At 45.2% G+C, this 21407-nt stretch carries 14 protein-coding genes; 7 read left to right on the forward strand and 7 right to left on the reverse strand.

The window, feature by feature from the left end; translation table 11 throughout:
* Window positions 1-69 precede the first annotated feature (69 nt).
* From QUA83_RS00190 to QUA83_RS00200, 3 genes are all read left to right on the forward strand, one after another.
* Window positions 70-729 (forward strand): ATP-dependent Clp protease proteolytic subunit, encoded by a 660-nt coding sequence (locus QUA83_RS00190; RefSeq protein WP_242715759.1) that lies wholly within the window; start codon window positions 70-72, stop codon window positions 727-729.
* A 236-nt stretch (window positions 730-965) separates the two neighbouring features.
* Entirely contained in the window at window positions 966-1559 is a 594-nt protein-coding gene (locus tag QUA83_RS00195; RefSeq protein WP_333290795.1) for an ATP-dependent Clp protease proteolytic subunit, read from the forward strand.
* Between the two features lie 130 nt (window positions 1560-1689).
* Window positions 1690-2316 (forward strand): DnaJ domain-containing protein, encoded by a 627-nt coding sequence (locus tag QUA83_RS00200; protein ID WP_333290796.1) that lies wholly within the window; start codon window positions 1690-1692, stop codon window positions 2314-2316.
* On the opposite strand, the gene QUA83_RS00205 is transcribed toward QUA83_RS00200, so the two are convergent.
* Both QUA83_RS00205 and QUA83_RS00210 read right to left on the reverse strand, forming a co-directional pair.
* A complete protein-coding gene (locus tag QUA83_RS00205; RefSeq protein WP_333290797.1) occupies window positions 2310-3239 on the reverse strand; it encodes an inactive serine/threonine-protein kinase VRK3 in 930 nt (309 codons plus the stop codon). The two genes, QUA83_RS00200 and QUA83_RS00205, sit on opposite strands and share 7 nt — an antisense overlap.
* A gap of 464 nt (window positions 3240-3703) precedes the next feature.
* On the reverse strand, window positions 3704-4435 hold the full coding sequence (locus tag QUA83_RS00210) for a DUF7873 family protein (RefSeq protein ID WP_190732936.1): 732 nt from the start codon (window positions 4433-4435) through the stop codon (window positions 3704-3706).
* A 472-nt stretch (window positions 4436-4907) separates the two neighbouring features.
* Between QUA83_RS00210 and QUA83_RS00215 the strand changes: the two genes are divergently transcribed.
* Window positions 4908-5162, forward strand: coding sequence for a hypothetical protein (locus QUA83_RS00215; RefSeq protein WP_333290798.1), 255 nt, complete (start codon window positions 4908-4910; stop codon window positions 5160-5162).
* 3 nt (window positions 5163-5165) lie between these two features.
* On the opposite strand, the gene QUA83_RS00220 is transcribed toward QUA83_RS00215, so the two are convergent.
* Window positions 5166-6059 carry an EI24 domain-containing protein gene (locus QUA83_RS00220; protein WP_333290799.1) on the reverse strand — a complete coding sequence of 298 codons (894 nt, stop codon included), beginning with the start codon at window positions 6057-6059 and terminating at the stop codon, window positions 5166-5168.
* An 89-nt stretch (window positions 6060-6148) separates the two neighbouring features.
* Here QUA83_RS00220 and QUA83_RS00225 point away from each other — a divergent pair, with 89 nt between their 5' ends.
* The gene (locus QUA83_RS00225; RefSeq protein ID WP_333290800.1) at window positions 6149-6940 is read left to right on the forward strand and encodes a 2-phosphosulfolactate phosphatase family protein; all 792 of its coding nucleotides are present in this window, start codon (window positions 6149-6151) and stop codon (window positions 6938-6940) included.
* A gap of 136 nt (window positions 6941-7076) precedes the next feature.
* Here QUA83_RS00225 and QUA83_RS00230 read toward each other — a convergent pair whose 3' ends face one another.
* Window positions 7077-8462, reverse strand: coding sequence for a lipid-A-disaccharide synthase-related protein (locus tag QUA83_RS00230; RefSeq protein ID WP_333290801.1), 1386 nt, complete (start codon window positions 8460-8462; stop codon window positions 7077-7079).
* 163 nt (window positions 8463-8625) lie between these two features.
* On the opposite strand from QUA83_RS00230, the gene QUA83_RS00235 reads away from it, so the two are divergent.
* Window positions 8626-9189: a Uma2 family endonuclease gene (locus QUA83_RS00235; protein WP_333290802.1), complete on the forward strand. Its 564-nt coding sequence runs from the start codon at window positions 8626-8628 to the stop codon at window positions 9187-9189.
* 77 nt (window positions 9190-9266) lie between these two features.
* On the opposite strand, the gene QUA83_RS00240 is transcribed toward QUA83_RS00235, so the two are convergent.
* The 3 genes from QUA83_RS00240 to QUA83_RS00250 form a co-directional block, all read right to left on the reverse strand.
* A complete protein-coding gene (locus tag QUA83_RS00240; RefSeq protein ID WP_333290803.1) occupies window positions 9267-14462 on the reverse strand; it encodes a PAS domain S-box protein in 5196 nt (1731 codons plus the stop codon).
* A gap of 411 nt (window positions 14463-14873) precedes the next feature.
* A complete protein-coding gene (locus QUA83_RS00245) occupies window positions 14874-16166 on the reverse strand; it encodes an ATP-binding protein (RefSeq protein ID WP_333290804.1) in 1293 nt (430 codons plus the stop codon).
* A 183-nt stretch (window positions 16167-16349) separates the two neighbouring features.
* Window positions 16350-18668 (reverse strand): tetratricopeptide repeat protein, encoded by a 2319-nt coding sequence (locus QUA83_RS00250; protein WP_333290805.1) that lies wholly within the window; start codon window positions 18666-18668, stop codon window positions 16350-16352.
* Between the two features lie 160 nt (window positions 18669-18828).
* On the opposite strand from QUA83_RS00250, the gene QUA83_RS00255 reads away from it, so the two are divergent.
* On the forward strand, window positions 18829-21375 hold the full coding sequence (locus tag QUA83_RS00255; protein ID WP_333290806.1) for a glycosyltransferase: 2547 nt from the start codon (window positions 18829-18831) through the stop codon (window positions 21373-21375).
* Window positions 21376-21407 lie beyond the last annotated feature (32 nt).

The raw sequence follows: 21407 nt of genomic DNA on the forward strand, positions 1-21407 counted from the left end.
GGATACCTAAAGATTGCGTTAGTATTTCTTTAAGAATAGCTCCATCAGTTCAGGCAACATTTCGGTTATATGAACACACCAATTAAAGCTGTGCAATCGCCATACTACGGGGAAGGGAACTCTCGGACGCCACCTCCCGATTTGCCATCCCTGTTGCTGAAGGAGCGGATCGTTTATCTGGGGATGCCTCTGGTGCCTGCGGTAACAGAACTGATTATCGCTGAACTGTTGTTCTTGCAGTACGAAGACCCGGATAAGCCGATCAAAATCTACATCAACTCGACCGGCACTTCTGGTTACAGTGGCGAACCCGTCGGCTTTGAAACAGAAGCCTTCGCTATCTGCGATACGATCAGGTACATTAAGCCGCCTGTGCACACTATTTGCCTCGGTTCGGCAATGGGGATGTCTGCGATGCTGTTAGCGGCTGGTACAAAAGGCTTTCGGGCGAGTTTGCCCCACGCTTCCATTGTGTTGCACCAACCCAAGGCTTACACGCGGGGTCAAGCAAGCGACATTCAAATTCGGGCTAAGGAAGTGCTGGCAAATAAAGCGACGATGCTTGAGATTTTTGCAAGCTGTACTGGCCAACCGATCGAAAAGATTACTAAAGATATGGATCGGTTGCTGTACATGACGCCCCATGAAGCTAAAGAATACGGTTTGATCGATCGCGTTCTTGAAAGTTCGGAAGAATTGCCGAAACCGCTGCCTGCAGGAGTCATCTAACTGGGAATCGGGAATGGGGAATCGGGAATGGGGAATCGGGAATGGGGAATCGGGAATGAGTAAGAATTAAGGGTTAATGCCTAGTAGTTTCTACCCTGATTAGTTACTCAATAGTCTTTTTATGACTAACAATGCCCGATGCCCAATGCCCAATGCCCAATGCCCAATGCCCGATGCCCGATGCCCAATGCCCAATTGCCCGATCACCAATTACCAACTAAACGGAGTTCCGAATTATGCCTATAGGTGTGCCAAAAGTTCCCTACAAAATGCCGGGTGGTTATGATACTCAGTGGATTAATATCTACGATCGCCTCTACCGGGAACGGATTATTTTCTTGGGCAGAGACGTTGACGATGAAATTGCCAATCAAATCATCGCTGTGATGCTCTATCTCGATTCGGAAGATTCAGGTAAGGATATTATTTTGTACATCAATTCCCCAGGCGGGATGGTGTCGGCAGGCATGGCTATTTTTGATACCATGCAGCACATTAAATCGGACGTGGTGACGATTTGTGTGGGCTTGGCTGCTTCGATGGGTTCTTTCCTGTTAGCTGCCGGTGCGAAGGGGAAACGGTTAGCTTTGCCTCACTCGCGAATCATGATTCACCAGCCTTCTGGGGGCACGCGGGGACAAGCAACGGATATTCAGATTGAGGCGAAAGAGATTCTGCGGCTGCGCCACGAACTCAATAATATCTACGCTAAAAATACTGGCCAGCCGATCTCGAAAATCGAGAAGGACATGGATCGCGACTATTTCATGTCCGCTGAGGAAGCCAAGGAATACGGATTGATTGACAGAGTGATCGAAGAGCGTCCGTAAGTTGTTTTTTCGCTTCAGTAGTGCGGGCAACCCTCGCACTACAACCTAGTTCGCAGTAAATTTTGGCAGAATCTTTACATTTAAGGATTCTGCCATATTTAATGGTATTATCACCGCTCATTCATGCTAGATGGATATTGCAGATTATTACCGACAGTTAGGACTGAGGTCTGGCGCGAGTTTATCGCAAGTTAAGACCTCTTATCGGCAGTTAGCCAGACAGTATCACCCCGATGTGAATCCGGGAAACGAACAGGCTAAGAATAAGTTTATTGCTATTACTGAGGCTTATAAGTTCCTGGTGAACGTTGCCCCCCACCATGTTGCGGAGTCGAAAGTTGCCAATTCAACTGTGCCGCCTACTTGGACACCGCCGGATCAGGAGGTGAAAGCTCAACCGCAGGCAGTGAAAGTGACTCGAAAAGACCCGCCCGATCAATCTAATGCGGATTTGTCGGCTGCGGAACAAAAGTTAAAGCAAGATGCTTATGTTGAATTGCAGCAGTTGCTGAAATATCAGAGGTTCCCACGGGCGATCGCCTTGATTGAGGGTTTGGCACAGCGGGTTCCCGAAGATTTGGAGGTGCGTCAGTGGCAGGCGATCGCCTATCAGCGCTGGGGACGGCATTTGATCGGAGAAAAGCAGGTTGATAAGGCGAGAATTTATTTGAAAAAGGCTGTGAAAACTGACCCTCACAATCGGGCTTTGTGGGCGGAAGTTGAGCGGGATTTTCGCAGGTTGGAACAGATTTATTGAAGCGATGTTGCGTCCCCCTCTTTCAGGGGGTCTGCGTCGTGAATTTTTAATTTTTCTAAAATAACTTGGGTATTTTCAGGCCGGTTTTCTGGTAGCGGTTCTATCAATTCGTCGATCGAGTCTAGGAGTAACGGGTCAATATCTACAGCCTGGTTCCTCCAATTAATTTTACCAGTTTTTTCATTAAGGGGAAAGTTAATCGGCTCTATGCCTGTTAATAAATGTACAAAAGTACGCCCTAGGGCAAAAAAGTCCGAGCGCACGCCTGCTTTACCTAGAATTTGTTCCGGTGCGGCGTATCCAGCAGAACCTATGGGTGCGGTCTCTATATCTGCTTCTGTGGCTGCGCCGAAGTCAATTAATCTCAATTTCCCATTCGCTTCAACCATCAGGTTGGATGGCTTAATATCCCGATGCACTACATGATATTTGCGGATTTCCTGCAAAATATGAAGCATTTGTTGCAGCCAATCAAGAGCTAGTTTTTGAGAAACGTACTGTTTTTTCGTTAAGAATTCTGCCAAGTTTTCTCCGCTAATTTTTTCCATCACCAAACAAGACAATTTCTGGAAATTATGGGGGAGTTTAATTTGGAAATAACCGTCAGGTTCGACTTGGGGAACTGAGCCCTTTCCGGCCAGCCAAATCAAAACTCGCGCTTCTTGCTTGAACAAGCGAACTAAATGGGAATTGTGTGTGTGCTTCAAGACTTTTAAAATTTTGACAGTTCCCCATTCGTTTTCCCCGGTTCCCAAATCTTCGACTTCAAAGATGTCTGTGGGGCGTGCGGGATTGGGCGAGCGCACTGGTTTAAGGATACGATAGCGATCGGCAATTAACAAATCCGTGCCACAAGCCTGACAATTTTGAGCAGCAGCAGGATTTTCGCGTTGTTCGCATTGAGGGTTGATGCAGTAAATCATCGGCCTTGATACATCCACGACTGACAGATTTAACAAATTGATTCAATTATTAGCATAAAACCCAGCAGTTCTGACCTTACTACTGGGTTTATATTTACCGCCCATTTACGCACGCTATCACATTTAAGTCAAGGATTTAAGATTAATAGCATCGCGCTCTACCGATTGAGCTACCCCCCTGCGTTTGGTAGAGGGGGCTGGATATGAGCCAGCAACCTCGATGATGTTATTTTTTCCTGACATTCGTTTTAGCGATCGGCGGTGAATGCTGAGTTTAGAGTAATAGCTTGCTGTTGAATTTGTACGCTATGCTGCCTCTGCCTATTGGGCTACCCCCCTTTTTTTGGGTAGGAGGGACAGGACTCGAACCTGCACTATCACATTTGTACGGTTTAAGTTGAAGTTTTAGTTTGAACTTGTACTCTGTTTATATCTTAAACCATAACTATCACAAAAGCAAGCACTTAGCGGAAAATAAACTGAAAAATTCGCTCTCCCACTCTCTGCTCCTCAACTTCAGAATTGTTAGCTTCTTCGCGGGCGAACATAACAGCTTGCTGCAAGATTTCCACCCTCTGCAGCAACTCATTGATCCGCCGTGCTGGCAAAGCTCCAGAAAACTTGACAGTCCGCCAATAGCCGATCGTAATATCTTCGTAATAAACATCGACTTGAGCCGGATGGTGTTCGGTAGCTTCAGCTTTAACGTGATTGCGCGGAGTTTTAAAAGTCTTGAGAGTTTGCACCGGTTCAGTTGCCCAACAGTCTGCCGAAGCATCGAAGTTCCAAGTCTCGGAAGCATCTAAGACAGGAAGTTTTTTGATGAATGCTTGCAAATCTGCCAACTGCTTTTCAATGAATAGCAAATAGCTGACGGGAACTTGGCTCAAAAGCACGTTTCCGTCTACAGTTACGTCCGCGCGGGCGCTACAATTTGTCCAATCTTTGGTTGCGGTTACGTCGAAGAGTTTCGTCAAAACTTCAGTCGTTTTGCGGATAATCTCTTCTGCTTTGACTTCAACTTTTTTGGACTCTGGCGGTAGTTGTTCGCCTTCTTCGTCTTTGGGGCGGTAAGTACGGGAGATTCCAGAAAGCACAGCGGGTTTCTGGAGTGCTTTTTGAGCTTCTGCGAGTTCTTGGACGGATCGGCTTTTGATGCCTTTTTCGATCGCAATAATCTGATTTAAGCGTGCCATTGTTCGGTTTTATTGACGCTGAACTCATATCAAGCCGGGTTGATACTGATCATCAAATTGTTTGTCCTGTGGCTTTTAGGGCTTTGATAACTCTCCCTCCTCAGTACAAACCTCACGATCGTTCTTTAACCAGACTTGCTCATTGTGTAGTATGACACACTTCAAAATAAATTACAAGCTTTTTTATCGGCGCGGTGCCAAGAGAGCGCGCCGCTACCCGTGCCCAGCAATTTATCCCTCAAAAAATCGGCACAATCTCTCGCATCCTACCAAAGTGTAGCAAATATCACTCTTTGTGAGCGCTGCGACTACCTCTTGAGATAGATGCGGAAATACCTCCCAGGGCGCGTTGTCATATCGGGAAACATTTCTTAACATATAGATAACAAAGGGAATCCGAGGAGACACCAAAAATCCTTAAGCCCTTGGGGTGCCCCGTTAATCAGACTTTTCGCAAACAAGGGCTAAATCAATGAACCAGCAGCAAAACTCCGAAGTTTCAGCATTTTTGCCCATGCTCCAAAAAGGCATTTGGCTGTTTGGGATTCTCTCTTGGATATTCGGGCTGACAGATAGAACTATTGCACTATTATCTGACGGATATTTGTCGGCGATCGATATTGTCCAGCTATTTACAGCATCCTTTTTCTTCATTAGCTGGCTGTTGTTAAGCCCGTTTTGGGGTCTTAACTCCCAGAGTCAGCCGAAGGAAGAAGCATCTCCCTAGTTTTTAAGTTGTAATGTTAGTTTCTCGATCGCTATGAGTTTCTTCTGGGGCAAAGCGGGCCGGCCAAATGCGATCGCAAAAAAACAACGTTCCCGCCGTCACGCACAGCGGAATCGCCAACAGATTCAACAGCGGAATGCTCACCAAACCCAAACAAACCAAACCAAAACTCCCGCTGGCCGGCAAACTCGCCCAAATTATCTCCAATTTCTCCTGAAAAGGTCGCCTGCGTCTCTCCAAAGGTGCATCTAGAAAGTCCAAACAGACAATAGTCGCGCCCAAAGCTACGCCACCCAAACTGCTAAGAATAGAACCGACACCAGGGAGAAAATTTAGCAGCAGCAGGGGTATACCGACGCTCAACAAAATTTGTAGTTTTCGCAGTTCAAAGGCGATCGCCCTTTGAATATCCCCAAAACTACTCGCCCAATTCATTGGTGCTTCTGCGGGCAATTGACCGTTCCGCAGGAGTTCCAATTGTTCGGAAAGTTTGCCGTACCAGGGCGAACCTAAAATCACGCCAAACTGCACTAACAAAAATCCAATTATCAGCAAAAGTCCTGACACTAGGAGTACGCGCAGCAGCCAGCCGAAAGCGACTGTTAACCCGCCGAGAAAGCTCAGCCAAGCGGGAAAACTCGCAATTACAGCATTAAATCGGACGGATAAATCGGCAACTAAAACATCTATCCCTGCCAAACTGGGAAATAGCAAGCTTAAATAAAGACCAATACCAATTATAAAATTTAGCAGCACGGGAACTAATACATAAGTCCACAGCTTGGGAGTTTGCAAAATGAGCGTGAAAGCTCGCAAAGGATAGGTGAAACCTGCCAGGAGTCGAATTGGTGCGGTAATGGCGGCGTGGGCGGGGTTTGAATTTAGCTGTTTTGACATATTTTCTGCTTTTGAGGACTCGACTCTATTTTCTATTATCCACTTTCCATTATTATTGCTGATGAGGATTTATCGCAGGTAGCCCAAAAGTGAAGCTTTTTATTTACCATACCCCGGAACTTACGCCAGCCGACAAAATGCCGGCTTGCGCGATCGCAGTTGATGTGCTGCGGGCGACTACGACAATGGCAACGGCCCTGAATAATGGGGCGGAAGCTGTCCAAGTTTTCAGCGACTTAGATAAGCTAATGGCCGAGAGCGAAAAATGGCCTGCTGATAAGCGGATTCGCGCTGGAGAGCGCGGCGGCGGCAAAGTTGACGGATTTGACATGGGGAATTCTCCCCTGGACTGCACGCCAGAAAAGGTGAGTGGGAAGCGAATTTTTATCAGCACAACTAACGGTACTCGCGCTCTGGAACGAGTGCAAGCTGCTGCAACTGTGTTAACGGCGGCTTTGATTAACCGCAAATCTGTGGTGCAGTTTTTGTTAAATAAACAGCCAGAAACTATTTGGATTGTGGGTTCTGGTTGGGAAGGGAGTTATTCGTTGGAAGATACGGTTTGTGCTGGTGCGATCGCCCAAAGTCTCCTAGCAGAAAGCGGTATTCCTGCGAGCGATTTTGCTGGTAACGATGAAGTATTTGGGGCTATTGCTCTTTATTTGCACTGGCAAGATCGGTTGCACGAATTGTTGGAAAGGGCCAGCCACGGCCAGCGCCTCCTCGGTTTAGGTGTTATTGAAGATTTAAAATATTGCGCGCAAACGGATACTTTAGATGTGCTGCCTGTGCAGCGAGAACCAGGAGTTTTGGTTAAGTCGGATTTTAAAATTCCTCAAGCTAATTTCTGGGTTCCATCATCAGAAAAAACGGCGACTTGAAATTTTCTGCGAATGCAGTATTAGTAAGGTGCGCTTAGGCGCACCCTACGAAAATTAGTAGGTAGTTAATGAACAATATTTTTTTAAAGCAAGTAGAATTAAACATACTTGGTAGGGACAAAACATTGTTTTGTCCCTAGTCTATTGCAGGCAATTGAGAATTGCTGTCTTCACCGCCGAAGCGCTGAATTAAACACTCGGCAATTCTGGCTGCTGCACCGGGTTCTCCCATGCGGCGCCAGCCATTTTCAGCGATTAGCTGCAATCTGTCGGGGTCGCGGAGCAAAGACTGCACTGCGCCGGCAACTTCGGCGGGATGTTTGACTAAAATTAATGACGGGCCTAACAGGCGACTTTGAGCTTCTGCAAAGGCGGGAGTAAATTGCGGGCCGTTTCCGGGAATGGCGATCGCCGGTTTTCCTAAACCTACAAATTGTTCTGTAGCCGTACCTGCCATTGCTATTGCTAAATCGGCTTCGTACAAACAATCGTTAAAACTTTGCTGAGTCAAAATCATCGTGGCGTTTCTCTGCACAAATGTCAGGGGCAATAGTAAATTAGGAGATTCTGGCTGAATTTCTTGAGCGCTAGAAACAGGAGGCCGCAAAATACTTCCTTCTCGCCGCTGCGTTCTAGCTTCCCCGTCTTGTCGCCAGCCGAAAAATTCTAAACTAGGTCGCAAAGCTTCTAAATTTAACTCTGGAGAAATGGCTCCGAAAAATAACAATTTGCGATCGGCAAACAGCGACAAAATTCCGGCTACAGCCTCTACTATTAGCAGCCAATTAGCATAGGCTTCCGGCGCTCTAGAACCGGGGAGTAAGGTGATGATGAGCGATCGCTCCATTTCCCGAAACTCTGCGTCAGGGCCGTAAAAACCGGCGGGGTTTTCCGGTTCGAGTCCGTCCATCATCGGGTTTCCGAGATCGTAAGCGGGAATGCCCAGCTTTTGTAAAGTCTCGGCGGTGAGCGCGTCCCTGGCAAAAACGGCCCGACAGCGCGATCGAGTCATCAACCAGCGCTCCCAAGGCAAATAAACCGATCGCGACCAACTCCACCCACCAAAGACCCTGGATTTGCGACCCAGAGGCCCGTCCTCGTCCCGCAAATAATACTCGGACTTAGCAGTACCGACAAAGGCATAGGGCGCGCCGCTGAGCCAAGCAAACAGCAGCGGTACAATATCCCCGCAGGCTAAAATAACGCCGTCTTGATTCCCCGACTGTTGTTGGGCGCGCACCCAAGCGCGGATGGCTTTAAACTGAGCGATGGTCAACTGAAGCAGGCCGCCTTTGACATCGCGCAAAAATTCCCTCCCGTCCATGTAAATAAAGCCGCCCGAAGGCATCCGCTGCACCGGGCCGATGATGCGGGCGTTTTCTAGTTGAGCGAAAGCTTGCCCTTCACCCACTAGCGGAAACACGGCTAATTCTGGCGGATGCGGGTGCTGTTGCAGTTCCTGCAAGATGCGAAGGGCGATCGCGTCTTCTCCGTGGCCGTTACTGAGGCAAAGTAATTTCAATCCCAACTCTCTCAAAAACTGTCTCTGAATATATAGAAGCAAGATTAGCCGCAGGATGCAAGGTGCTATAGCCGGATGTTGAAGTAAGTGGATCGCCGATCGCACGAGTCTGGGACTTTTGGGTAAAATAGCAGATGAAACTCTATTTTATAGGTAAAATTGGATGGTACAAACCCTGCCAAAATCTTTGACACTCCAAGAGTTTCTGAAGTTGCCAGAAACCAAACCAGCCAGCGAGTACATTGACGGTGAAATCATTCAAAAACCGATGCCTCAAGGAGAACATAGTGTCATTCAAGGCGAGTTGACAAGCGCTGCTAATACTGCTCTCAAACCTCAAAAGGTGGCGCGAGCATTTCCAGAACTACGGTGCATTTTTGGCGGTCGAGCGATCGTTCCAGACGTGACTGTATTCACTTGGGAGCGCATTCCCCGTAAAGAAAATGGTGGTGTGGCAAATGTGTTTGCGATCGCCCCGGATTGGACAATTGAAATCCTCTCCCCCGACCCAAGCCAAACTAAAGTTACTAAAAATATTTTATATTGTCTCAAACACGGAACTCAAATGGGTTGGTTAATCGATCCAGAAGAGCGATCGGTTTTTGTATATCGGCCGACTCAATCAACGGAGGTGTTTGACGAACCGGAACAGTTATTGCCCATGCCATCTTTTGCCAGGGAATTGCAACTGACAGTAGGAGAATTATTTGGTTGGCTATTAGAGTGATATCATGTCCGATCGAGCGATCGCACATGATATCACTACTGACCACTGACCACTGACTACTGACTACTGACTACTGCCTACTGACCATCGATATATTGCTTTAAAGTATTCCGAATTTGTTTGAGCTGAAATCCCTTAGCAAGTTGGCGCAGCTTCGAGACAAACGGCACTAAATTAGGTTCTAAACTCTCCAGCTTAGCACTCTCCTCAAAAATTTCTTCAATGTCGCCCATAGCTGCGAGTTTCAAAAGTTTTGCTACCGACTCAGAAGCCGCAGGTAACAGAGAAGAATAAGCAGGAAAATCAGAGGCTGGTGACAAACTGGGAGGTTTGCGCTTTTTGTTTTCCGAAGATTCCCCATAAATCCATTCTAGTCCCAAATGCACGCGCAACTGTTCCAAAAAGTGATTTGCTTCGATCGGTTTGGGAAGAAAAGCATCGTACCCTGCCATGATGCTATCTTGCTGTGTAGCCTCGAAAACGCTAGCTGACATAGCGATTAATACAACATCTTTTACTTCCGGCAACTGCCGCAGTTTTCTTGCAGTTTCTAAGCCATCCATTACAGGCATCCGCAAGTCCATTAAAATCACATCCGGTTGAAATTCAACTGTTTTGCAGAGGCATTCTTGCCCGTTTTGGGCTTCTGCAACATCAAATCCCAAACGCCGTAGCAGCCTGCACAACAAATCGCGATCCAGTTGATTGTCATCCACGATTAGCACTTTCTGCTTGTTGCCGACAAAACCGACAAGCCAGCGTTTTTCCTGCAAAGGAGACACCTCTAAGTACCGTTTAGCTGCTGGCAATTCTAAATCTACCCAAAAAGTGCTGCCTTTTCCCAAAGTGCTGTGGACGCGAATTTCGGCACCCATTAGTTTCGCTAATTTCTGGCTAATCGAGAGTCCGAGACCTGTACCTTCAACAAACGTATTGCCTCCTACTTGGTGGAAAGGCAAAAATATTTCTTCTAACTTGCTTCGCTCTATTCCCGTGCCGGTATCCTCGACTTGAAAGCGGATTTTTAAAGCGTGTTTGGCTGCGATCGGATTGTGGGCGAAGCGCATATAATTTTGTTTTAGTTCCGAACTCAAAGTCGAAAACTCATAATTTTCTTCTTGCCCTCGACTCCAGGCCCCTGTGCCGACATAGCCGACCTTGAAAGTCACACCGCCACTGTTAGTAAATTTAACGGCATTGCTGAGTAAATTTATGAGAATTTGGCGCAATCTTTTTGGATCGACACGAACGCAGCTAGGCAGGGGAGAGACTTGTTCGTAATGGAATAAAATTTCTTTTTGAGAGGCCCGCATCTGAAACAGATCAGCAATGTTTTTCGTAAAATTTAGAAAATTTAACTCTTCCGGGTAGAGTTCCATTTTTCTAGCTTCAATTTTGGAAAGATCTAAAACATCGTTGATTAACATCAGCAGGTGTTGACCGCACTGTTGAATATTGCTGAGACTTTCTTGCTGATCTGAGTTTAAGTCTTTGTCGGTTTTGAGGATTTGAGCGTAACCTAAAACGCCGTTTAAAGGCGTGCGTAGTTCGTGGCTCATATTAGCAAGAAATTCGCTTTTGGCGCGGTTGGCACTTTCTGCAGCTAATGCAGCTTGTTGGAGGGCAGATTCTGCAAGTTTGCGATCGACAATTTCCGTTTGTGCTTGTTGAAATAGCGTCGATTGCTGGATCGCGATCGCCAATTGCACACACAATTGCCGGAGGGATTCTATTTCTGAGGAATCCCAGGGACGGGGGCCGCTGCAATCCTGGGCGATCAGCAGTCCCCAGAGCTGATTTTCTGCCGTCGGTTGGGTCTGGGAAATGCTTTCTCGTGCTTTTAAAATCGGTACTATTAAGTTAGCTTTTACTTCAATTTTTTCGAGAAATTTCATGTGGCATTCCGTCAAATTTTCCCGGTAAATATCTTCCATAGATCTAATACCGCCTTGCTGATAAACTTCAACAAATTTCTCTTTAAAACAGCCATCAATATTGTTAAAATTTAGCAGCGAAATTCTATCTTTTGCCACGGATTCCACAACGACAAAGCCGCTCCAGTCGGGATTAAAACGGTAAATAACTGTGCGGTCTGTTTGCAAAAATTGCCGCACTTGTTCGACAGCAGTTGTCAGGACTTCTTCTAAATTTAGGGAGGAGCGAATGCGATCGAGCATGGCAACTACCAGCCGTTCTCGCCTTAATTGCTGCTGCAGTGCCATCTCCGCTTGTTTGCGTTCGGTGATGTCGGTAATTACTCCCACTAACCCGATTAAATGACCAGTTTCATCTTTAATGCCGTCGGCGCGAAATAAAGTTGTTACCAGTTTGTTGTTTTTAGTGTTGATTTTGAGTTCGCCTTGCCAAGATTTGCCTTTACGGATCGTTTTAAACATTTCTAGCAGCACTTTAGCTTGGGGGTAAATTGCTGTTAATCCGCCTGCTGTGTTTAGTTCTTCTGCGGTGTAGCCGTACTGTTGAACAAAGGCTTGATTGTGGTAGAGCGATCGCCCTGTTAAGTCAGCAATGCCGATCGCATCGCTGGTGCTTTCCACCGCTTGAGTAACTCGCAGCAAATCTAATTCTGCTTGTTTGCGATCGCTAATATCAGTAATAGTGCCGATATAGCCTTTAATTTCCTGCTTGTCTCCGATTTCTGCAATTGCCTGACCGATCACCCAGATTACCCGACCGTCTGGACGCTGAAAGCGGTATTCTGATTTAAAAGGAATTTTCTCAATAATTGCTCGCTGCCATTCATTTTTTACCCGATCAACATCGTCGGGATGTATGGCATTCATCCAGCCAATTTCTGCTGCTAATTCTGCGTTTAATCCCGTAATTTCGCTCCACCGTTTATTCACATAAAGGCAATTTCCCAAGGTGTCAGTGTGAAAGATGCAAACTGGCGATGCTTCTGCTAAAGTTTGGTAGCGACGCTGGCTCGATCGCAGGGCTGATTCTACCTGTTTTCTATTAGTTATATCGCGGACTATAGAAATAATTTCGCCCCCCGCAAGCATTGTCAGTGACAATTCTTGAGGGAACTTAGTACCGTCACGGCGCTGGCCGATAGCTTCTATATTGCAGTACCCTTTTTGCAGAAGCATTGGCATTATTTGTAATTCAAAAAATATATTTTCTGCTTTGCTGTAGAGCATTTTCCATTTCTTCCCATACAGTTCGCTAGGGCTAGCCAAGCCGTACATTTTGAGATAAGCGTCGTTTGAATAAATACATTCTTTATTATTATTAAAAATAGCGATGCCGTCATAAGCAGCGGCCATTGCTACTGCTTGTCGCTGGAGTTGGGACTCTGCTTGTTTACGAGAGGTAATGTCGTGACCTACTGAGTAGATTAAACCTTCTTCACTAAATGGCGATGCCGTCCACAGGAAGCATTTGTAAGAACCGTCTTTGCAGATGTAGCGGTTTTCAAAGGAGATACTGGACGTACCTGCTATTAGTTTTGCTCCTTCGGCTGCGGTAGCTTTTCGATCGTCTGGATGAACAAATTCGATCATTGGCTTGCCAAACATTTCACTAATACTGTAGCCTAAAGCTGTTGACCAAGCTGGGTTTAAACGTTTAAAATGACCGTCAAAACCTACAATACAAAGCAAGTCTAAGGAGATGGTGAAAAACCGATCGCGCTCTGTTTGTGCCTGCTTTAATTCAGTGATATCCATCACTAAACCGTCCCAGAGAATATCGCCTTCGCTGCCAGATTTGCTTTCATTAGTGAGCCTTTCTGGTCTCGCAGCTCCTTGCAGCCACTTAACTTTTCCAGATGGCAAAGTCTGTCGCCACTGCTGCTGCCAAGGTTCCAGCGTAGTGGCTGAAATTGCGATCGATGCTTTTAAATCTAAGAGGTCGTCTGGGTGAATTCCATTGGAAATCAGTTCCGCATTTTGCTCTATTGCTTCTGCCTCTAATTCGTAGAGTTGCCGGCTGCCTGAAGAGATGTAGGGGAAAGACATTTTTCCAGTTGCTGACCTTCGTAATTGATAAATTGTTCCCGGCAGGTTAGCTACCAATTTTTGAAAGCGAGCTTCGCTTTGTTCCAGGGCTTTTTGTTGCTGTCTGTATTCGGTAAAATCTCTAATTGTACCCACTATTACTTTACTGCCGTCTGCTATTTTGAAGACGCTTTTTTTGGTAGAAATTATGTGTTCTCTCCCGGCAGAGTCTGTGAATTTTTCTTCGGTTTCCAAGCAGACACCCGTTGTCAATACTTCTTCATCTTTTGTCCAAAAAACAGCAGCTTCTGATGGGGGGAAAAAGTCATAATCTGATTTGCCGATCAGTTCTTGCCGCGATTTTCCGACCAACTGACAAAAAGCATCATTTAATATCATCCAGCGGTGTTGCTCGTCTTTGACAAAAATTGGGTCGGGCGTAGCATTTATGGTGTGGTTTAAAAATTCTTCTGACGCTTTCAGTTTTGCTTCGTAGCGGTAGCGATCGCTCACGTCCAAAACTACTTCGATTATCCGGTCGATAGACCCGTCCAGGCGGCGGATGCAGCGCAGGGAAACTCGCGTGTGAACTATTTCTCCGTTTTTTCTGAGCCACCTTTTGTCTGAGATGTAACCGTCGAGCCTACCTGCTAACATCTGAGAAAATTTTTCACAATTAGCATCCAAATCCTCTGGATGAGTCAACTCTAGCCAATTCTTTTGCACGAGTTCGTAGCGCTCATAGCCCAGCAAATTGCACAGGGCATCGTTAACTTCTATCCAGTGGCAATTTAGAGGAATTTCGCTGTCAATAATTGGAGCGATGATGGCAATGCCGATCAGGGAATTTTCCACCACCGAGCGATATTTTTCTTCACTTTTTCGCAAAGCATCTTGACTGTTCTGGCGTTCTATGGCGTAACGGAGCGATCGAATTAACAGTTCGCTGTCGATTTTTCTTTTTACCAAATAATCCTGTACGCCGACCGAAATCAACCGCAGGGCAAGTTCTTCGTCGTTTTGGGCGGTCAGAACTACGATCGGCACATTTACCCCGTACTCTTGTACGCGAGCCACCGTCTCGATTCCCAGACTATCTGGCAATGAAAGGTCTAATAAAATTATGTCAAAAGTTTCTTGATTCAATCGCTGCTGCGCTTCGCTGAGGCGCTCTACTTTCGTCAGCACTATACGCTGCGAGCCACCTATTTCTGACAGCAAATCTTCAATCAGCTCAGCTTCCTGAGGGTTGTCTTCTACTAACAGAACTTTAAAGCAGATAGGAGGCAAAGCTAAGTTAAAAACTGCTTTCATAATATTTGTTAATCAAGTAAATATTAAACTAACTTGAATTTTACCTTTTATTTTCAGGGCAGTCATTCAATTGCAGGTACACATACATCGATCGTCTGATTGGGGAAGGTAAGCAAGCGTTACAAATAATATGTTTAATAATTAAAATTATATCACGCACCAACTAGACTGTCAACGGAAAAAATTTTTTATTCTAACTGGTTATTTATATCACTTAAAAAAAGAATGCAACTGTAGCCCATATCCCCACCCCGATACTCACATTCCTTCTCAATTATTCAATGCTTTCATCTCCCCTATTAAATAGTATTAACTTCGATATTATCTCTTCTAGGTTATGATTTGTCATATACAAAAAAATTAATTTTACCTACCTGATAGCTTATACCTTTTGCCAAAATTATGTCTCAATTAAGCGAGAGTAAAGTAAAAAGTTGAACCTTGATCCTGTTCCGATTCCACCCAGATAGATCCGCCGTGAAGTTCCACAATTTTTTGACAAATTGCTAAACCAATACCTGTCCCCGAATATTCTCTTTGAGTGTGCAAGCGCTGGAAAATTTGAAATATACGTTTTTGATGCTGGGGAGCAATCCCAATTCCATTATCGGAGACAGAAATTAACCAGTTTTCCTCCTGTTTGCAAGCGGTAATATGAACCACAGGCGGTGCATCGTGGCGATATTTAATCGCATTGCTTACTAAATTTTGAAATAGCTGTACGAGTTGAGAAAGATCCCCCATTACCGCGGGTAATTCGCTGTAGGTGACAACGGCTTTAGTCTCGCGGATCGCCCCTTGCAGGTTCGCGAGTGCTTGCTCAACTGCATGATTGCAATCTGTCAGTTGAAAAGGTTTCCGACTCCGGCCAACGCGCGAATATTCGAGTAAATCGTCAATTAAAGTTTGCATTCTGGTGCAGCCCTGAACGATATTACCGATAAACTTACTACCTTGGCTGTCGAGTTGGTCTTTGTAGCGTTTTTCTAAAAGTTGAGCGTAACTGGCAATGGTTGCTAAAGGCGCTTGCAAGTCATGAGAAGCCACATAAGCAAATTGTTCTAGTTCTGCATTTGAACGCGCTAATTCTTGGTTAGATTTTAATAGAGCAGATTCGGCGCGCTGGCGGTGGGATATCTCTTGTTGGAGTACCAAATTTTGCTCTTGCAGAGCTTTTTCAACAGCGCGACGAGTGCTGATTTCTTGTTGCAAGATTTGGTTTTTTTCCTGAAGAGTTTTTTCGACTGCTAAACGGCTCGTTATTTCTTCTTGCAGCAGCATATTTTGTTCTTTTAGCTGCTTTTGTAAATTCCGCAGGCTGAGGTGACTTTCGATGCGGGCGAGCACTTCTTCAAACTGAAATGGCTTGCTGATATAGTCAACAGCTCCCACAGCAAATGCGTTTACTTTGTCAAATACTTCATCTTTAGCGCTGATAAAAATTACCGGGATTTCGCGAGTTTTTGCTTCTAGTTTCAAGTGCTGACAGACTTCGTAGCCGTTCATTTCCGGCATCATTATGTCGAGCAAAATCAAATCTGGTGGATTAGAATTGCAGGCTCTCAAAGCCATTTTTCCGTTAATCACGCAGCGGGGGGTGTACCCCCTCTGAGTCAACATCGTAGACAACAGACGCAGGTTTTCTGGTGTATCGTCTACTACTAAAATGTTTCCTAACGGCGTCCCTGGTTGGTGATTGTTCATTGATTATTTCCCCGTTCCTGTTCTCTTCACAAAAAATCTTTGCAGCTATTTTATTTAGGACTTACGGAAAACACCCGATTTCTAGTAGGAATATTGGGGAAAGAAAACGAGGAATCCGCTCATAAACCGGGTGTTTAGCCGTTTGTGCACAAGCAAGTCCTGTTATTATTCGTTTACAAACCCTCAAATCCCCAGCAGCAGAGTCAGAACATTATTGCCCCAAGCCAATCCTTTGTCTAAAACCTTAAATCCCGCGACTTTGCACATAGCTTCTAAAGCAGTAGCTGTAGGCAGCCACCAGCACGCCGCCAAATTGTCCATGTCAAAAACTGCTTTTTCAGTTATCCCTATAAGTGGGTTGCTGTTGAGGTATGGCTGCCAGTAAGCTGTTAAAATAGCTCGTTCAGCATCGTCCAAAGCTGGAATAAACATTACTCCCGAAGTTGGAATTTCATAGCGTCCCAACTCATTTTCTATAACTTCTTGGGTGATAGCGGAAGTGAAAACTAAATGCTCGCGAGTTATCTGACGCAAGGCAGCTAAAATCTGCAACGGATGGGGGTGATGGTACAAAACTCCTGCACAGTGAACTACATCGTAAGGTTCGCCAATGTCTGCAAGTTGAATCTGAGTGATATCTTGATTGATACAGTGATAATTAGCAATATTTAAACTTGTCATGCGATCGTGAAAATCTTGCCACCAGTCGAGGTATGCCGGCATGGCATCAATCATTGTCAGAGAAACTGCACCGTATTTGCTAGCTACAGATACTTTTTCGCTGACAGTTCCCCACAAGCCGCCGACTTCTGCAAAAGTCTTGCCTTTGGCGACTCGGGCGATATAGCGATCGCGAATATCCTTAGCCTCTAACTCTAATAATAGAGTAGATTCCCCTGTTTGACGCTGTTTTTCTAAAATTTCCTCTAATTTCTGGGATATTTCTGGATCTTTTGGTCTAATTTCTAATGCCATCAAGTACAACATTATGGCTTCGTTAAGCCGATCGCTCTCAGCAAACTTTTGGGCTATTTCGCAGTAAAATTCAGGAGCGTGCAGCGGCTGCATTTCGTGGTGATAGTAGCTAGTTGCTACATCTGAATCTACCGGAGTTCTTTTAACTACAGCCTCACCTAACTTTATGTAAATTCCCGGTAGAGACGGATCGAGTTGAATCGCACAAAGGTAGGCGGAAACAGCATCGTTCCATGCGTGACTTTCACTCAAAGCATCGCCTAAATTGTAATAAGACCAAGAAATAGTGGGATTAAGTTCAATAGCACGTTGGTAAGCGGTAGTGGCAGCTTTCCACTGTTGGGTTTTTAACAGCGCTTCTCCTAAATTGTGGTAAGTCCAAGAGAATTCGGGATTGAGTGCGATCGCCCGCCGATAAGCGAGTGTTGCGGCTTCAAACTTTTGAAGTTTAACTAAAGTCAAAGCTAAGTTATAATGAGACCAAAACAAATCCGCATTTACTGCGATCGCCCGTTCGTATGCAGCCTCAGCTTCTGACCACTTTTCTAGTTGAAACAGAGCATCTCCTAACTTGTGAAAAGCTGCGAAAAAATTCGGGTCTAATTCAGTAGCGCGCTGGTAAGCTGCGGCGGATTCAGACCATTCTTCTAATTGATCGCAAGCTGCACCGATGCTGTAGTAAGACCAAGGAAAATCCGGGTTAATTTCCACAGCCGTGCGGTAGGCTATCGCAGCTTCTTGCCATTTTTCTAAATTGAGCAGCACGCTGCCTAAGTTGTAGTAGGACAAAAAAGAATTGGGATTTAAATCAATACTTTTTCGGTATGCAGCCTCCGCTTCACGCCAGAGTTCCTTAGCTTGCAAAACATTGCCTAATTTGTAATAAAAATCCGAAATCTCCGGCTGGAGTTGAATAGCTTTGCGGTAGTTAACAATAGCTTCGTCCCACTGCTTTAGCTCCCTAGCGGCTTCGGCTATTTTGCAATAAGCTTCGCAAAAGCTCGGGTTTAAATAAATCGTGCGGTGGTAACAAACTAGCGCTTTTTCTGGCTTGTTTTGCGCTAACAAAGTATTACCTAAATCGAGATATTCTTCTGCTATTTCTATCGGTTCCACAATCAGTGCTTGATACCAAAAATCGGCTGCTTCTTCAGCTTGACCGACTTGGGTAAATATCCGGCTCAAATTACGGTAAAATCCTGCAAAGTTTGGTTGCAGGGAGATGGCTTTTTGGTAACAGGCGATCGCCTCTTGCCACTGTTCCAAAGTAGCGCTGAGAGTGCCGAGGTTAGCAAAAGCTTCGGCAAAATCTGGTTGCAGGGCGATCGCAACTTTATACCAATACCTTGCGTCTTCTAGTTTACCCTGAGCTTGCAGCGCCTTTCCCAAGGTCTTGCAAGTCTCTGCTGAATTGGGTTCAGATGCCAAAACTTGTTGGCAAAGTGCGATCGCCCGATCGAAGTTGCCTGTAGCTAAATAAAGTTCTGCCTGTTGCTGAAAATTCACCTGCGCTGTTTCCGAATTCATTTTTTATTTTCCTTTTGAGTTATCATTCCATGTAAAATTATATGCTACACTTTGCCAAATTTCAAGTTTTTGTAAGTAGAGCAACCGAACACAGAATAATGATAAATGTCCGCGAGATTAATATAAACTAGATAATCATAGGTTAACAGGGAGCTAAATAATGTCAACAGCTACTCAAACACCGCAAGTCAGCGTAATTATACCTGTATACAATGGAGCTCGCTACATCGTGCAAGCGGTTGAAAGCGCCCTAGCTCAAACTTTTACTAATTTGGAGATTATAGTTGTAGACGATGGTTCCACAGATCGCACGCAGCAAGTATTGCAGCCTTATTTTGACAGAATTCGCTACATATACCAGGAAAATCAAGGAGTAGCAGCCGCCAGAAATATTGCTTGCCAACTAGCGCAAGGCGAGTTTTTGGCATTTCTAGATGCCGATGACTATTTCCTACCATCCAAGCTAGAGAAACAACTAGCTTGCTTTGACGCTGACCCCGCATTAGATATGGTGCAGACAGGTTGGCTGATGGTCGATGAAACAGGGAAAGATATTTTTGAAATGAAGCCTTGGCAGCAAGCGCATAAATTAGATTTAGAAAGCTTTATTATATTTAAATGCGTGCGTCCGAGTGCGATGATGCTGCGCCGAAAGTGGTGGGAAAAATTAGGAGGTTTCAATGATAATTTTCCCTTGGCTGAAGATTTAGACTTTGCCTTGCGTTTAGCTTTAAAGGGGTGCAAAGCAGTTTGGTTAGAAGAGATTCTTACCTGTTATCGCCAGCACAATTCTAATATCATGTCAAGCGGTTTACCGCTAATGAAGAATACAGAAATTTTGATGAAAGAATTCTTCAATCGACCTGATTTGCCTCAGTCAATCCGCCAGTTAAAAAACCAGGAACGCTATCTATGCTTCAAGTGGCTGGCATGGCGGATGTACCGCGACGGTCATCTAGCAGAGATGGCCCAGTGTTTGGAAAAATCATTGCAATATACGCCTTTTTCTCCCACAAAAACAGTCTTGAATTGGCTGGAAACTTTTAGGATAGCTTCTGAAGAATACGGTGAAAAGTTTGATGCTTATTCGCTGAGTAAGTTAGCGGAATGGCAAGAGATAATTCAGATGGTGATGACTAATCCACCCCAATCTCAACAGAGTTCTATTCCCACACCTTCAAAAGCGCAAGCCCACATTCTACTCTACAACACCGACGATCCGGGGGTGGGAGGCTTAGCGCAGTACAATCATGCCATTCTCTGTCAGTTAGCCTTGTTAGGCTATCGAGTCACTTGCGTGCAAACCAAACATTCTAGTCCCTTGCTTGAGCGAGAACGAGAGTTAGGTATAGAACACTTGTGGCTGGATTTTAGCGGCCATAAAGATTTACAGCGGGTGTTAAGAAATACTCAGGATGCACAAGAGATTTTTGCTAGTAATAAACCGGATCTGATTATTTTTAGCGATGGTTGGCCATTTTCCAATTTTGCAGCTAAACAGGTAGTTATTGAAATGGGAATACCATACATGATGGTGATCGGGTTAGTTATGCCAGAACACGCAACTTTTGCCTGCGGGGATGTAGTGCCTTATGTAGAAGGAGTGCTATACCACTGCCTGCAAGCTAGAGCGGTGATTGTTGGCGCTTACGAACATCTGAATTTATTGTGCCAACATTTCAAGTTGCCAAAAGAGCGAGGACAAGTGATTTACTTGGGGCGTTCTCCTGAATATTTTGCACCTCCTAATGCTGCGGTTCGTCAACGCCTGCGACAAGAAATAGAAATTCCTGAAGATGCGATTGTCTGTTTCACTTCTGCTCGATTGGCATCGATTAAAGGGCATCGATATCAGATTGAAGCAATCAAGCAGTTGCAGCAGTCTCCTGTGTGGTCTAAACTGTATTTTGTCTGGGCAGGAACTGGTGAGGGAAGCGCTGACAATGTAGAAATAGAATTGAGGGAAACTATTGAAGAGTTAGGGGTGAGCGATCGCGTGAAGGCGATCGGACAGCGCTGGGATATCCTAGATTGGCTCGATGCTAGCGACATATTCATTTTGACTTCTGTGGCAGATGCAGCGCCTTCCCTTGCAGTTATGGAAGCGATGGCTAAGGGATTGCCCGTAGTTGCAACGGCTGTGGGCGGCATTCCTGAAGGGCTTGGCGAGACTGGGAAATTATTGCCAGATCCGAATACCGATCCAGAGGGAACCGCGAGGGAATTGGCGAAAACTGTAGAAGCTTGGGCGATGAATCCAGAATTACGGCATCAAATCGGTCAAGCTTGCAAGCAGCGGGCCGAGAAAGTGTTTAAAGAGGAACGGATGTTGGCAGAGTCGATGGAGGCGATCGAAAAAGCTTTACTTTGCGATGATCGCCAAACAGATCCATTTGTTACTCAAAAAAAGGTGCTGAGGTCAATGGCGAAAATAGAAAGCCTGGTCAACTACAGCTCTTTAGTATGGAATGCTTGGCAGGCTTACTGTCAAGAAGATCTAAGTGGAATGCAGAAGTCGCTTCAAGAATCTTTGAAGTACACACCTTTTTTGACTACAGAAACGCTGTTAAACTGGGTAGAATATTTTGTCAACTTTTCGTCAGCAAAAGGGCATTCTTTAGATACATATTCTCTGATAAGCTCCACAGAATGGCAAGAATTGGTCGAGGGCGTACAGGGTCTTGAACCTGTATTTTCTACACGCTAAAGTAATAGATTGACATTTTAAATTGGGATTGC

It is taken from the genome of Microcoleus sp. K1-B1, from assembly GCF_036704705.1.
Lineage (GTDB): Bacteria > Cyanobacteriota > Cyanobacteriia > Cyanobacteriales > Microcoleaceae > Microcoleus.